Below are 14,751 nucleotides of genomic sequence, written 5' to 3'. Positions count from 1 at the left end.
ACAACTATGAACAAGTCACCTATCGTGCGGTGAGGACTTCTGAGAGGGAACGGCATGGTGCGGGTCGCGGTCGTGGGTAGCTACGGCGTGGGTCTGACCATGCGGGTCCCCCGCGTCCCGGTCGCCGGCGAGACGCTGAGCGGCGGCGAGTTCGCCAGCGGTCACGGCGGCAAGGGATCCAACCAGGCCGTGCAGGCTGCCCGGCTCGGGGCCGACGTCACCTTCCTCACGGCCGTCGGCGACGACACGATGGGCGAGTCGGCTCAACGTCTGTGGGCCGACGAGGGCGTCGCCGCACACCCCGTCGTCGTCGGCGAGGCGGCGACGATGGCCGGCGTCATCCTCGTCGAGCCGAGTGGCGAGAACCGCATCGTCATCGCCTCCGGCGCGCTCGACCACCTGACGCCCGAGCACGTCGACGAGCAGTCCGGCGACCTGGCCGCAGCCGACATCGCCGTGGTCTCCCTCGAGATCCCCGTCGAGGTGGCGGTCCACGCGGTCGAGGTCGCCCACGCCGCGGGAACCCGGACCCTGCTCAACCCCGCCCCGGCAATGTCCCTGCCCGGCGGAGTCTGGACGCACGTCGACGTCGTCACCCCGAACCTCACCGAGGCCGCCATCCTGCTCGGCCTCGACCCGGCCGCCTCCGACCATCCGCCCGAGGAGCTCGCCCGGCTTCTGCACGAACGCACCGGGGCCACCGTCCTGCTGACCCAGGGTGGCGATGGGGTGACCGTCGCCGACGACACCGGCGTCGCGACGATCGACGCAGTCCGCGCCGACCGCGTCGTCGACACGACCGGAGCGGGCGACGCCTTCACCGCCGCCGCAGCGGTCGCGCTCGCCGAGGGCGCGGACCCGATCGCCGCCGCCCGCTTCGCCGCGAGGGTCGGCTCCTACGTCGTCGGGCGCCACGAGGTCATCCCGGCTCTGCCGACCCGGGCGGATCTCGCCCGCGTGACCGAACCACTCCACGACCGGACAACCGACACCACACCAGGGGGACCATCCACATGACCCGCAGCGACCCGGACTCGTACACCGCGCGCGAGCTCGCGAGCCACATCCAGCACACGAAGATCGCGGTCGGCACCACCCGCGACGAGATGCTCACCCACCTGCAGGAGGCCGTCGAGTTCGGCTTCGACGCGGCCATGGTGGCCGGCTCCTGGGTGCCTCTCGCGGCCGAGGTGCTCGCCGGCACCGACGTCTCCGTCGCCTCGGCGCTCGACTTCCCCAGGGTGGGGGTCATGACGAGCGCCGGCAAGGCGGCCGAGGCCGCAGAGCTCGTGCGCCTCGGGGCACAGGAGCTCGACATGGGGGTCCAGGTCGGGTGGCTCAGGAGCGGCGACTACGCGGGGTTCCGCGAGGACATCGCCGGAGTCGTCCGCGCTGCGGGGGTTCCCGTCAAGGTCATGCTCGAGCTGCCGCTCCTCACCGACGACGAGAAGGCGGCCGCCGTCGAGCTGGCGTGCGAGGCCGGTGCGGCATACCTGAAGAACGCGAGCAGCGGTGCGATCGAGACGGCCAATCCGGAGAGCATCCGCTACCTCGTCGAGCGCGCTCCGGCCGGGGTCCTCGTCAAAGCCTCCGGCGGCATCACGACCCGGGGGCAGGTCGTGGAGCTGCTGGCCGCGGGTGCCGCCCTCGTCGGCACGAGCGCAGGCATCTCCATCGTGTCGGACACCTCCGACGACTCGACGACAAGCTACTGATGCACGCCCGACGCCGCACCGAGCCCACTCTCGACGCCCCCGCCCCCACGCTGGAGGCGGGTCTCGACCCGACCGCGCCGTGCACGCTCCACTCGCAGATCTCGCAGTGGCTCCGGGAGCGGATCACGACCGGCGACTGGCCCGAGCACTACCGCCTGCCCGCCGAGCCGGACCTCGCCAGTCAACTCGGCGTCAGCCGGGGGACACTGCGCCGGGCGGTTCGCACCCTGGTCGGCGAGGGCCTCCTCGTCCAGACGCGCGGGCGGGGCACCTTCGTCGCGACGACGGTCGTCGAGCCGCCGCTGGCCCAGCGCCTCACGACCTTGAGCGAGGCCCTCGTCGATGCCGGCCACCCGCTGACGACCACCGTCATCGGCCAGGAGGTCACCGAGCCGCCCGCCCCGGTTGCCGCCCTCCTCGAGATCGACGGTCCCCGGTCGGTGCTGCGGCTCGAGCGGGTCCGCCATCTCGACGGCACCGCGGTGGCTCGGCTGGTCAACTACGTGCGTCTCGACCTCGCCGCGGCGATCGAGCACGTCGACTTCGCCGCGCATACCCTCTTCGCCGCACTCGAGCACACGTGCGGCGTGACGATCACGAGTGCCCGCCGCCGCTTCGACGCGGTGACCGCCGGAGACACCACCGCCGCCCTCCTCGGCATCTCGCCGCTCACCCCCCTGCTGCACCTCGAGCAGCTCACCTTCACCACCGACGAGGTCCCGCTGGAGTTCTCCGACGTCTGGCTGCGCGCCGACCGGCTCCGCGTCACCTCCCATCTGACCCGCACCTGACCCGTTTCCCGAACCCAGTACCCGGCACGGAGCACCATGACGACGCCCCTGATCATCGACACCGACACCGCACAGGACGACTGCGTGGCGATCATCGCCGCGATGTCAGACCCCGAGGCGGACCTGCGCGCCATCACGATGGTCGCCGGCAACGTCGGCTTCGACCAGCAGGTCCGCAACGCCCACCTCACGCTGAACGCCCTCGGCCGCCTCGGTGAGGTGCCGATCCACCTCGGCTGCCGTCGGCCGATGGTGCTGCCATGGGTGTCGGCGGAGAACGTCCACGGCGACGGCAGTGGGGGCCTGCGCATCGACGACACCGACCTGCCCACCGAGACCGAGCACGCCGTCGACGCGCTGCTCCGCCTGACCGCCGAGTCGCCCGGAGAGCTCTCGATCGTCGCGATCGGACCGCTGACCAACATCGCGCTCGCGACGGTCATGGACCCCGACTTCCCGCGCCGCGTCAAGCGGCTCGTCGTCATGGGCGGCTCGAACAACGGGCGCGGCAACATCACCGCCGCGGGCGAGTTCAACTTCTACGTCGACCCGCACGCGGCGCGGGTCGTCTTCGAGGCGGGCTTCGACGTCGTCCTCGTGCCGTGGGCGCCGCTCACCCTGAACGACGCGGTGTTCGGGCGCGAGCGCCTCGCCGAGATCGCCGCGCTGGACACTCCGCTCGCGCACTTCTTCGGCCGGGTCTGCGAGACGACGCTCGCCTTCGACGAGTCGGTCGGCATCCCAGGCACCACCCACCCCGACTCCCTCTCGGTCGCCGTCCTGCTCCACCCCGACCTCGTGACCCGCTCCTCCCGGTGCCACGTCGCGGTCGAGGCCGACTCGGCGCTCACCCGCGGCTACTCGGCCGTCTCGTGGGGGGTCCACGGCCTGGCGCCCAACACCGAGGTGATCGAGGCGGTCGACGCCGACCGCTTCTACACCTACCTCCGCGACATCCTCGCGGTCCCGACCACACCGAACCGGACGTACTCGACGCCGGTCGTGAGCTCCTCCGCAGAACCCTCCTGAAGGTCCCCATGCCCCACGGTCCCCACCGACTCTCCGACATCGCCGCCCAGGCCGGGCTGAGCCTGGCGACGGTCGACCGGGTCGTGCACGGACGCCCCGGTGCGAGCGCCCGCGCGATCCGCGCCGTCGAGCAGGCCATCGCCGAGCTCGACCGCCAGCAGACCCAGCTCCGGCTCGGGGCCAGGGCCCTGCTCATCGACGTCGTCATGCAGGCGCCGAGCCGGTTCACCAGACCGGTGCGGTCGGCCTTCGAGCTCGAGCTGGCGCGGCTGCGGCCGGTCAGCGTGCGCGCCCGGTTCAACCTCACCGAGACGGGGTCCCCCGCGGAGCTCGCCTCCCGGCTGCTCACCTTGGGCACGAGGGGTATGTGCGACGGACTCGTCCTCAAGGCGCCGGACGACCCCGTGGTCGCCGCCGCGGTCGACCGGCTCGCCGACCGGGGGATCCCCACCGTCACGCTCGTGACCGATGTGCCCGAGTCCCGTCGCGTGGCCTACGTCGGACTGGACGACCGGTCCGCGGGGGCGAGCGCCGCATACCTGATCGACCTGGCGACCGGCGACCGCCCCGGCGTGGTCCTCACGACCGTGAGCCAGCGGTCGTTCATGGGCGAGCGGGAGCGGTTGCGCGGGTTCCGAGACCGGTGCGGGCGCGAGATCGTCCTCGCGGGCGACGTCGACGGCCTGGACCGCTCGATGGAGCGCGCGGTGCGTGAGGTGCTGGGGGAGCGGCGCGACATCGTCGCGGTGTACTCGATCGGCGGCGGCAACCGCGGCATCCTCGCGGCGCTCGACGCCGCGGACATCACGCCGATGGCGTTCATCGCGCACGATCTCGACGACGACAACACGGCGTTGCTGCGGTCGGGGCGCTTGACCGCCGTGCTGCACCACGACCTGAGGCGGGATGCGCGCAGGGCCGTCGAGCAGCTGTTGCGCGCCCGCCGCCTGATCCCCGGAGCTCCGACGTCGGTGCTCAACACGGTCGAGATCATCTCGCCGCACAACATTCCGCCCCGGCTCCGGTGACGGCTCGCCCGCGCGGGCTCTAGGTTGACAGGCATGAGTGCTGAGCGGTTCACCGTCGCGGTCGTCGGAGCGGGCGCGGTCGGAGCGACGATGGCCTACGCGATGCTCGTCCGCGGCTCGGCCCGGCGGGTCGTCCTGCACGACATCAACGCCGAGAAGGTGCGTGCCGAGGTCCTCGACCTCGCGCACGGCGCGATGTTCGTCCCGGAGGCGCAGGTCGACGGGTCCGACGACGTCGAGGTCTGCCGGGGCGCCGATGTCGTCGTCGTGACGGCCGGCGCGAAGCAGAAGCCCGGCCAGACCCGGATGGACCTCGCCGAGACGACGGTCGACCTGATGAAGAAGATCCTGCCGGCGGTTCAGAACGTCGCGCCCGAGGCGATCTACGTGATGGTGACCAACCCGGTCGACGTCGTGACGTATGCGTCGCTCAAGATCACCGACCTGCCGCCGCACCGGATCTTCGGCTCGGGCACGGTGCTCGACTCGTCGCGGCTGAGGTGGCTCGTGTCGGAGGCGTGCGACGTGGCCGTGGCCAACGTGCACGCCTACATGGCCGGTGAGCACGGCGACACCGAGGTCCCGCTCTGGTCCTCCGCTGCGATCGGCGGCGTGCCGCTGCTGGAGTGGGAGAAGCAGACCGGGCGGCTCGGCGCCGTGCGTCGGGAGGCGATCGCGGATCGCGTCGTCAACGCCGCGTACGAGGTGATCTCGGGCAAGGGTGCGACGAACTACGCCGTCGGGCTCGCCGGGGCGCGGATCGTCGAGTCGATCCGACGCGACGAGCGGCGGGTCCTCCCGATCTCGACGCTGCTCCAGGACTGGCACGGCATCACCGACGTCTGCATGTCGGTGCCGACCCTCGTGGGCGCCGGTGGCGCGGGCCAGCGGCTGCTCGTCCCCGTCGACGAGGACGAGCTCGCCCGGCTGCAGGCGAGCGCCGAGGCGATCCGGGGGCAGGCGCGCCGGCTCGGGTTCTGATGCTGCCGGCAGTCGGTCGTCGGGATCTCCCGCGCGTGCTCGGCCGCGCTCCGACGGGTGAGGTCCGTCGGCCGAGGGGCCAGGACGGTGTGAGGATGGCCTGATGGCCGAGCTGATGACCCCGCTGACCGCCGTCTTCGCGGTCATCGGGCTCATCATCGGGTTCAGCAAGACCTCGGTTGGAGGACTGGCGGCTATCGCCGTCGCGATCGCGGCGCTCGCGATGCCCGCCAAGGAGTCGACCGCCGCGATCCTCGCGGTCCTCATCGCCGGTGACCTCGTCGCCGTCCGACTCTTCGGCCGCCACGTCGACTGGTCGCTGCTGCGCAGCCTCATCCCTGCCGTCGTGCCGGGGCTGGTGCTCGGGACGCTGTTCCTCGCTGTCGTCAGCGACGAGGTGTTGCGGCGCTCGATCGGCGTCATGTTGCTCGTCCTCGTCGGCCTTCAGCTCTGGCTCGGCCGACGTCGGCGCACCCGCCCACCCAGGACCGGATCCGAGCCGGAGGCGGAAGGTGGTGGACCGAGCCGTGCCGACCATCCTCTGACGTCCTGGATCACCGGAACCGCAGCGGGATTCACGACCATGACGGCCAACGCCGCAGGTGCCGTGATGACGCTTCTCTTCGTCGCGAAGGGCGTCGAGAAGGCCCGGTTCATCGGCTCGTTCGCGTGGTTCTTCCTCGGTGTGAACCTCGCCAAGGTGCCCTTCAGTGTCGGTCTCGGGCTGATGTCGTGGATCGATGTCTGGCGGGCCGTTCTGGTCTTCCCGGTCGTCGTGCTCGGCGGGTTCGCGGGTCGCGCCCTGGTCCGGCGGATGGCCCAGCACCAGTTCGAGATCGCGGTGCTGCTCGGGTCGGCTGTGGCCGCGGTGGCACTCGTCGTCGGCTGACACAACCGTCGGCTGACACCCCGTCGGCTGACACCCCGACGGCGGGCGCCCCCGAAGGGACGCCCGCCGTCGTTGTCCGGTCGGATCCGCTAGCGGGTCACGGAGCCGGGATGGTGAACGAGCCGACCGGTCCGAAGCGGCGGTAGCTGTCGTTCTCGACCGTGAGGTCGGGGTAGTCGGCCGCCGTGATGGTGCCGAGCTGCTCGATCCAGTCCGAGAGCGCCGTCTGGTAGGTGACGCCGAGCGTCGTGAACGACTGGTCGGTGAGCGGGTAGTTGTCGCCGCCGCGGAAGGTGAAGTCGTTCGTGACGAACCAGAACGTCTCCGCCGGTGCGACGAGAGCGCCGCCCTGAACGAGTGTCACGCGGGTCCCGTCGGCCTTGGTGACGACGGCCTCGCGGATCCGCTCACCGGGGGTGAGGACCGTCGTGCCGTCGAAGGTCTGGGCAGGAAGGGCCGGGTCGTAGACGAACTGAATTCCGCTCCACTGGCCGAAGCGGCCGTTGCCTGTCGCCGGTAGCGAGGACACGCTGTGCTCGAGGACCTCCTTGAGTTCGGCCCCGTCGATCTGCGCGATCGACACGAGGTTGAAGAACGCGCCGATGTCGAAGGTCGTCAGCTCGGTGACGTCTGAGCCGGGGGCGAGCCGGACGTTGTTGCGGATGCCGCCGCTGTTGAGCAGGGTGACGTCGGCCTGGCCGACACCGAACTCCGCCGCCCGGTCGCGGGCCGCCGCCATCATCGCGTCCGTGAAGAGGTCGCCGACGTTGGTCTCGCGGAAGCGGATCGGCGGGTTGGCGCCGTCGAGCCAGACCTGTGTGGTGCCGAGCACGTTCTCGGCCAGGTCCGCGACATAGTCGGCGACGGGCGCCTCGACGTTCTCGGCGATGAACGGGTCACGGGGACCGTCGTACGGCACGGGAATGAGAGCCGACTTCTCCTCGACGACGTCGGTGACCTCACCCTTCTTGTCGAACTTCAGGACCAGGCGGCCGATGTCCCGATAGTTGCCGACCGTGGTCACCACGGGGATGTCGTTGCCGGCCGCGTCGGTCGCTGTGGACGGGAAGGGGTCGAGCCGCTCCACACCACCGCCGGCGATCGCTGCGTCGATGCCCGTGACCTCGCCGATGAGTTCGACGTCGCTCGCGATGCTCTGCAGGTGGCTGGACAGGATGATGATGTCCACCCCGTCCTCGGTGAGCTCGTCGACCTCGGCCTGGACGGCCTTGGCGGCGTCCGTGGTCGTCACGTTGCGCGGGCTCGAGATCGAGCCCAGCTCCTCGTAGATCGCGCCGACAACACCGATCTGGCGGCCGGCCTTCTCGACGATGGTGCTGCCGGCGATGCGGCCCTCCTCCTCGAGCGCGGCGAGCCGGGGCTCGCCCGAGACGTCGAGATTGGCCGAGACGAACGGGATGTCGCCGGTGGCCTCGATGAAGTCGGCGAGCAGGTCAGGGCCGAGGTCGAACTCGTGGTTGCCGATCGTGATCGCGTCGAAGCCGCCCTCGGTGTAGACGAGAGCGTCGTAGAAGGTGCCGTCCGGGTCGTTCAGGGAGGCGTTGAGGCGAGGACCGGACAGGTAGTTGTCGCCGGACGAGATCGTGATGGCTGCACGCGGGTTGAGCTGCTGCTGCACCTGCTTGGCACGGGGGCTCGCCTGGGCCGGCAGTCGGCTGGCGGGGGCGTTGCCCTCTGCCTGCAGGCTCTTGAGGTCGGCGACGAAGCGGGCGACCCCCGGGTCGGGGTTCGGCGGGAGGACTCCCTCGTTGTTGGGCTGGCTGGGCAGGAGCGCGGACTCGCCGTCGTTGATGTGGAGGATCGTCAGCTCGAAGGACTGAGCGGCGGCCGGAGGAGGCGCGCTACCAGGGCCCTTCCCCTGTCCTTGTCCGCCGGGGGCGGCGACACCGGTGGCCGCCGTGGCGACGGTCATGACGAGGGCAGCCAGTCCGGCGAGTGCCGATCTGGTACCTCGTTGGCGGGCAGGATGATTCATCGGTCGTACTCCTTTGCGAGGCTGAGGCAGGGGACCGCGTACCTCGCGCCGCATGAGGAGACGTCGCGAGGTCGCTGTCGGGAACGTATCCGGCGTGCAGGGCTCGAGACCATCACTCCGGCGAACTACGCCGGACGATCCGGTGACGAGGTGGTGACGCGAGCCGCCGGTCGTACCGTCCAGCGGCACGGCATCCCACGAGGGGCGCACCTGCGCCACAATGGCCGTCCATGAGACGTGTCGCGGTCGCCGCAACGGGACCGGTCGCAGTGGACGCCGCCCTCGGGGCGGTGCGCGCCGGAGGCAACGCGGTCGATGCCGCTCTGGCGGCCATGGTCACCGCCATGACGACGGAGCCGGGCATCGTGACGCCCATGGGCGGCGCATACGTCACCGTCTGGCCGCCCGACGGCGAACCGGAGGTCATCGACGGCAACGTCGAGATGCCCGGCCGCGGCCTGCCGGCGGAGCGGTTCGGGGGCGGGCTGATGGAGTTCGACCTCGCCTACGGCGGCGGGATCACGGTGTATGCGGGGCCCGGGTCGGTCGCGATCCCCGGCGCCTTCGCGGCGATGGGCCTGGCTCACGAACGACACGGGGCGGGGGAGTGGACCCGCGTCATGCACGACGCGGTCAAGGCGGCGCGCGAGGGGTTCCACCTCGGGAGGGCCGCCGCGTCGTACCTCGCGCTGACGACGGACAACATCTTCGGCTGGGACGAGCAGACTCGCGAGGCGATGACCCGCGACGACGACTCCGCCTTCGTCGCGGGCGACCGGCTCGTCAGTCCTTCGCTCGCCGAGAGCCTCGAGTTGATCGGGGAGCGCGGGTGGCGCGAGGCGTACACGGGCGAGATCGGCCGGGCGCTCGCCGCGGACCAGGCGGAGCGCGGCGGGCTGGTCACCGAGGCCGACCTCGCCGCGTACGAGGCGGTCGTGCGCACGCCGCTCCGCCTCCCGGCGGGGGACTGGGACATCGCGACGAACCCGCCGCCGAGCATCGGTGGTCCGATGCTCGCGGTGATGCTCGGTGAGCTCGTCGCGCGTGGGGGCTTCGCGTGGCGGGACGTCATCGAGGTGCAGAAGCACGTGCTGACGTACCGCACCGACGTACACGACTTCTCGGCCGACCTCGAGGACGACGGGTATCGGATGCTCGAAGAGGTGCGGCGCAAGGGTCTGGCCGGGCTGACGACCTCGTCGTCGACCGCGCACGTCTCCGCGGTGGACTCCGACGGGATGGCGTGCGCGGTCACGGCGTCGAGCGGATACGGGTCGGGCGCGATGGTCCCCGGCACCGGACTGATGCTCAACAACTGCCTCGGCGAGCCGGAGCTCAACCGGCTGGGGCTGCATGCGCTGGCTCCGGGCACGCGGCTGGCCTCGAACATGGCGCCGTCGGCCGGGCGCTCGTCCGACGGGCGGGTCATGGCCATCGGCACCCCCGGCGCGGACCGCATCACCACCGCGCTGATGCAGGTGCTCGCCCGGCACTGCGTCCTCGGCGTCGACATCGGCGAGGCGATCGCGCGGACCCGGGCACACGTGCGCGTCGTGCGTGGTGAGGCGACGCGGGTCGACTTCGAGACGGACCCGGAGATCGAGGCGGCGGTCGCCGAGCTGGGCCTGCCGGGGCTCGAGCACGACACGCACGCGATGTACTTCGGCGGGGTCGGCGCGGCGACCCTGTCACCGTCCGGCGTGCTCGCCGCCGCCGGCGACCCCCGCCGCGAGGCCGCCACCGGCGTCGCCTGAGACCCGGTGCCCCGCACGGGCGACGTCCCTCGCCTGGCGGGCCAGCCCCGTGTTGTGTCATGGAGACACGCCGACGCGCGCGCGCACTCGCCGGCGTGTCTCCATGACACAAAGGGTGATGTGATGGCGGTCTGGTGGCGGGCGGCTGTCAGCGAGGAGCGCCCGTCACCATCCAACGGTCCGTGCGCACCCGCATCCCGAGCAGGACGGCCCGGATGGCCATGAAGCCGGTGAACGCCAGCCAAAGCCAGAGCATCGCGTGACGCATGCCGCGCACGGGAGGCTCGGTGGACAGGAGCCAGGGGCCCAGCGCATACACGCCGAATATCAGGGGGAGATAGAGCATGAAGTTGACGACCATCGCCTTGGCGAGCCAGCGTGCGTCGCCGGCACCGATGAGCACGCCGTCGATGACGAAGACGTAGCCCGACAGCGGCTGCGAGAGCGCGACGATGAGCAGCGCGCTCGCCAGCACGCGTTGCACGTCCTGGTCGTTGGTGAACAGCTGCGGCAGCCAGCGCAGCACGAGGAGGAGCGCGAGCCCGGCGACGACGCCGCTCCAGATCCCCCAGCGCACCATCAGGTTGGTCGAGCGTCGGGTCGCCACCGTGTCGCCGGCGCCCAGCGACTTGCCGGTCAGCGCCTGCGCGGCGATCGCGATCGCGTCGAGGGCGAAGACGAGGAAGCTCCAGATCGTCGCCGCGATCTGGTGCGCCGCAAGCGGGACGTCGCCGAGGCTGGCCGCGGTCCACATCGTGGTGAGGAGGATCGCGCGCAGGGCGAGGGTCCGGACGAGCAGCGGTATGCCGTCGCGGGCTGCCACGAGAACCCTCGCCGGGTGCGCGCGCAGGGGAGTGTGGAGCCGGCGCGCCTCGCGCAGCAACATGAAGACCAGGCCCGAGGCCATGAGGAACTGCGAGATCACCGTGCCCCAGGCGGCGCCGGCGATGCCCATGTCGAGCCCGTAGACGAACCAGAAGTTCAGGACGATGTTCAGACCGAAGCCGAAGACGCTCGCGATGAGCGGGGTCTTGGTGTCCTGGAGTCCGCGCAGCACTCCGGTGACGGCCAGGACGACGAGCATGAAGGGTATGCCGATGGCCGAGATGCGCAGGTAGGTCACCGCATACCCGATCGCCTCCTCGGATGCGCCGAACACGCCGCATAGCGGTTCGGCGGTGAGTGCGACGATGACGCCAGTGACGGTGCCGAGCGCGATGGCCAGCCAGGCGCCGTCGATTCCGGCGGCGACGGCGTTGGGCCGGGAGCCGGCGCCGAGATGTCTGGCCACGGTGGCGGTCGTGCCATAGGCGAGGAAGACGAAGACGTTGGCGGCTGTCAGCAGGATCGCGCTGGCGACGCCGAGACCGGCGAGCTGCGGGGTGCCCAGGTGTCCGACGATCGCCGAGTCGGCGAGGAGGAACAGCGGCTCGGCGACGAGGGCGAGGAAGGCGGGGACGGCGAGCCGAAGGACCTCGCGGCTTTCGGCCCGGTTGCGCTGCTGCTCGTCGGGGGCGCGGGGGCTGCGACGAGGCGGAAGCCGGGGGAGGCGCCGCGTTCCCTCACTCACCCGGCCACCATAGACCGGCCGGCGCCGCGTGCTCGGATGCCGTTCAGTCGCCGCCCGTCGCCTGCGCGGTTGTGGCCGTTCTCCCGCTGGGCCGGGGCCTCTCCCGCGTTTGTGTCATGGAGACACGCCGATGGTTCCGGTGGGACGTCGGCGTGTCTCCATGACACAAAGCGCCTGTGGATAGCCGACGGCGCAGTTCCGAGCCTTCCGGAACCATCGTCCCGTGGACCGACGCAGTGATAGTCAGGCGCCCGCCATCTTCCCAGCCTCCGAGAGCGGGACCAGGGGCATCCCGGCGTGGAAGGTCCGCCGACCGCATCTGCACATTCCCACGCGATCGGTGCGCGCCGACGGGCCGCTCGAAGGGTGGCGCCAGCATGCGCGCGCGTTCGCCTTGGCTCTCCCTGACGACGCGGTGTTCTCTCACGCGACTGCGGCCCTGATCTGGGGTATACCCCTGCCACGTCGGATCGAGAGAGAGCCGGTGCTCGACGTCATGCGAGCGCGAGGGCGCCCTCCCCTTGTTCGCTCTGGCGTGCGGTCCCACAACGGAGCCGAGCTTCGCCTGCTCGTCGAGCGGGACGGCCTGAACGTGACGTCGGCCGCAGATACCTGGGTGGACCTGGCCGCACCGTGGCTGGGTCTGACGGTGGAAGAGCTCGTCGTCGCCGGTGATGCTGCGTGCGAACTGATCGCGCCGACACGGTGGGAGACGGAGGAGGTCCATCCCACCCTTCGGCCCGGTGAGAAGGGATGGCTGACAGACCCGGCGTTGGGCGGCATCGCGCATCTGTGGCGGGCGATGGCGAGAAGGAGGCGCCACAAAGGGAAGGCCCAGCTGCTCGAGGCGCTGCCCCTCATGCGGCCACGCGTGTGGTCACCGATGGAGACGCGCTCGAGGCTGCTCGTCACCCGCGCCGGTCTGCCGGAGCCCTTGCTCAACGCATGGGTGCGAGGACCCGACGGCGAAGAGATCCTCAAGGGCGATCTGACCTGGCGCAGGCAACGAACGGTGGGTGAGTTCCAGGGGGCTCCGCACGCAGGCCTCGATGCTCGCGGGAAGGACTCGGCGAAACGCGGGCTGGCCGAGGCGGCTGGTTGGCGAGTCGTCGAGATCTTCAAGGCCGACATCTTCGAGTCCTGGCGCCGGACAGAGCTGATCCGTCGGCTCGCGATCCACATCGGCGTTTCGCTCGATCAGATCAGCCCGTTCGACGGGTGGTGACCCCGGGCTCGAGTTGTGGCGCTGCTTGTGTCATGGAGACACGCTGGTCACATCGCATGGCCGTCGGCGTGTCGCCATGACACAAACGTTCTGAGTCGCCTGTGGCGGCTCAGTCGCCGCTCGTGACGAGGCGGGCGCGGGACTCCATGACCGTCACGGGGGTCTCGGTGCCCGTGATCGTCGCGGTGCCCGGGATGTCGGACCAGCCGCCGCCGTTGACCCGGAACTCGCCGCCGTAGGTGATGTCGGCCCGGACCGGGAAGGTGCCCTTCGAGGAGTACTCGTGGACGATGCCACCGGTGGGGTACGGGCCGCCGAGTTCGGTCGTCGGGCCGGCGGTTGCGCCGTCGCCGAAGTGGTAGGTGATGGCGTCGAGACGGGGGCGGATGTCGACGGAGAAGCCGAGGATGTCCGTGGTGTCGATCTCGGCGGGCTCGTAGCCCTCGGTGGGGAAACGCACCTCGTAGTACGTCGGCAGGGTGACCAGGGTGACGTCGCCCTCTGGCTGGATCTTCACTCCCGGGACCGCGAAGGCAGTGTCGTGGAAGGCCTCCACGATCATGTCCATCGTGAGGGCAGGGCCGGCGTTGACGAGGTCGGGGAAGCAGGAGATCCCCCGGAACTCCCAGGTTGTGTCGCCGTCGGCCTGGCGGAAGATGCGGATCGCCGGACCGAGGCCCTGCTCCGGGGTGTTGCCCGCGCACTCGACGAAGGCCGCCGTGCAGACGTCGTCACGCGCTGGGTCGGTAGGGTCCGTCGCGCAGAAGGAGATCGAGGTGTAGGTGTAGGTGATGCCTGCGCGTTCGCCGGATCGGGCGACTTGTTGCGCTTCGCCGCGGGAAGCCCCGACGCGGATGCCTTCACTCTCTGTCGCGCCAGTCCAATCCGGTGGCTGGTTCGCAAGGGCAGGCGCGAGTAGAAGAGTTGGACCGACCGCGCTCGCAGCGAACAGGGCGACTACGTGTCGTCGGAGGCGGCGTCGTAGAAGACCCATGAGTCACCTGTCCACTTAGCTGCGAGGATGCCGGAGAATTCTTGGCGCGGAATGGTGTCGACCACTTGTCCATCAGAGGCAACAGCCTGGTTCTCCAGGTAGACCCACTCGGCGGTGAAGCGGGTAACGTCCGGCGCCCCGCCGCCCAGTCGTGACATGGACTGAACCTCAATTAGGTCAGCGTCGAGGGCGGCGTCGTTTGTCACCAAGTAAGAGATGGTGTCCTCGGCATTGGCGCAAGACTGGCAGTCCGCGTCGGCTAGATCCGCCAGCACCCCGACGGCTGGATCACGATGGAGACGATTCACCACGTCGAAGTAGTACCGAATGAACGCCTCAGCACCCTCGGGGGTGTTCTCGGTCGCCTCGTCCGGCAACGGCGGGAGGGCCGACGTCTCGGTGGGCTCCGGCATCTCCGTCGTTGGTGACTCGGTCGACGTCTCGGTCACCGATGTCGTCGCAGTCGAAGTCGCCGAGCCGTCCGGCTCATCGGCGTCACCGCACCCGCTCACGACGATGACCGCCGCCAGCGCCATGCCGACCGCCGCCAGACGCGCACGCGAGCGCGCCGAAGTATGTCCTGCCATTCGTTCTTCCCCGCCTGATGAGAGTGAGGTCCACCGGCGAACCTCTCACCGGTGCCCCACGAGGCTAACCCGACTCTGCGAGAGGTGCGCACCGCATACCGAATGCCTGTGGATAACCCGATCGACTCCCACACGCCCGGACCGACCGCTCCCCGCCCGCGCGGACACCGTCAGCCGAGTGTGCGAGCCTGA

General features: G+C 70.6%; 13 protein-coding genes. 9 read left to right on the top strand and 4 right to left on the bottom strand.

From position 1 onward, the window contains the following. Window positions 1-54 precede the first annotated feature (54 nt). The 7 genes from GA707_RS06030 to GA707_RS06000 all read left to right on the top strand — a co-directional run bounded on the left by GA707_RS06030 (window position 55) and on the right by GA707_RS06000 (window position 6,433). On the top strand, window positions 55-1,017 hold the full coding sequence (locus GA707_RS06030; RefSeq protein ID WP_226963559.1) for a ribokinase: 963 nt from the start codon (window positions 55-57) through the stop codon (window positions 1,015-1,017). Further along, the gene (gene deoC / locus GA707_RS06025) at window positions 1,014-1,715 is read left to right on the top strand and encodes a deoxyribose-phosphate aldolase (RefSeq protein ID WP_152177495.1); all 702 of its coding nucleotides are present in this window, start codon (window positions 1,014-1,016) and stop codon (window positions 1,713-1,715) included. Before GA707_RS06030 ends, deoC begins: the two co-directional genes overlap by 4 nt. Continuing rightward, a complete protein-coding gene (locus GA707_RS06020; RefSeq protein ID WP_152177494.1) occupies window positions 1,715-2,506 on the top strand; it encodes a GntR family transcriptional regulator in 792 nt (263 codons plus the stop codon). The genes deoC and GA707_RS06020 overlap by 1 nt, the downstream gene beginning before the upstream one ends. A gap of 36 nt (window positions 2,507-2,542) precedes the next feature. Further along, the gene (locus GA707_RS06015) at window positions 2,543-3,535 is read left to right on the top strand and encodes a nucleoside hydrolase (protein WP_152177493.1); all 993 of its coding nucleotides are present in this window, start codon (window positions 2,543-2,545) and stop codon (window positions 3,533-3,535) included. A gap of 8 nt (window positions 3,536-3,543) precedes the next feature. Next, window positions 3,544-4,563: a LacI family DNA-binding transcriptional regulator gene (locus GA707_RS06010; RefSeq protein WP_152177492.1), complete on the top strand. Its 1,020-nt coding sequence runs from the start codon at window positions 3,544-3,546 to the stop codon at window positions 4,561-4,563. A 33-nt stretch (window positions 4,564-4,596) separates the two neighbouring features. Further along, the gene (locus GA707_RS06005) at window positions 4,597-5,544 is read left to right on the top strand and encodes an L-lactate dehydrogenase (RefSeq protein ID WP_152177491.1); all 948 of its coding nucleotides are present in this window, start codon (window positions 4,597-4,599) and stop codon (window positions 5,542-5,544) included. Between the two features lie 103 nt (window positions 5,545-5,647). Then, a complete protein-coding gene (locus GA707_RS06000) occupies window positions 5,648-6,433 on the top strand; it encodes a sulfite exporter TauE/SafE family protein (RefSeq protein WP_226963558.1) in 786 nt (261 codons plus the stop codon). A gap of 97 nt (window positions 6,434-6,530) precedes the next feature. On the opposite strand, the gene GA707_RS05995 is transcribed toward GA707_RS06000, so the two are convergent. After that, on the bottom strand, window positions 6,531-8,429 hold the full coding sequence (locus GA707_RS05995; protein WP_193315193.1) for a bifunctional UDP-sugar hydrolase/5'-nucleotidase: 1,899 nt from the start codon (window positions 8,427-8,429) through the stop codon (window positions 6,531-6,533). Window positions 8,430-8,659: 230 nt separating this feature from the next. Between GA707_RS05995 and GA707_RS05990 the strand changes: the two genes are divergently transcribed. Further along, window positions 8,660-10,183, top strand: a complete 1,524-nt coding sequence (locus GA707_RS05990) for a gamma-glutamyltransferase (protein WP_152177489.1) — start codon at window positions 8,660-8,662, stop codon at window positions 10,181-10,183. Between the two features lie 148 nt (window positions 10,184-10,331). Here the strand turns inward: GA707_RS05990 and GA707_RS05985 are convergent, their stop codons facing one another. Then, window positions 10,332-11,753, bottom strand: a complete 1,422-nt coding sequence (locus tag GA707_RS05985) for an MATE family efflux transporter (RefSeq protein WP_152177488.1) — start codon at window positions 11,751-11,753, stop codon at window positions 10,332-10,334. A 535-nt stretch (window positions 11,754-12,288) separates the two neighbouring features. Between GA707_RS05985 and GA707_RS05980 the strand changes: the two genes are divergently transcribed. Beyond that, entirely contained in the window at window positions 12,289-12,978 is a 690-nt protein-coding gene (locus GA707_RS05980; protein WP_152177487.1) for a hypothetical protein, read from the top strand. A 109-nt stretch (window positions 12,979-13,087) separates the two neighbouring features. On the opposite strand, the gene GA707_RS05975 is transcribed toward GA707_RS05980, so the two are convergent. Together GA707_RS05975 and GA707_RS05970 are read right to left on the bottom strand one after the other, a co-directional pair. Further along, window positions 13,088-13,972, bottom strand: coding sequence for a hypothetical protein (locus tag GA707_RS05975; protein WP_152177486.1), 885 nt, complete (start codon window positions 13,970-13,972; stop codon window positions 13,088-13,090). Next, on the bottom strand, window positions 13,936-14,508 hold the full coding sequence (locus GA707_RS05970) for a DUF6318 family protein (protein ID WP_152177485.1): 573 nt from the start codon (window positions 14,506-14,508) through the stop codon (window positions 13,936-13,938). Before GA707_RS05970 ends, GA707_RS05975 begins: the two co-directional genes overlap by 37 nt. Between the last annotated feature and the right edge of the window lie 243 nt (window positions 14,509-14,751).

It is taken from the genome of Nostocoides sp. F2B08, assembly GCF_009184895.1.
Classification (GTDB): domain Bacteria; phylum Actinomycetota; class Actinomycetes; order Actinomycetales; family Dermatophilaceae; genus F2B08.
The sequence above is the reverse complement of the archived record's forward strand: the minus strand, read 5'-3'. Positions and strand labels throughout refer to the sequence as shown.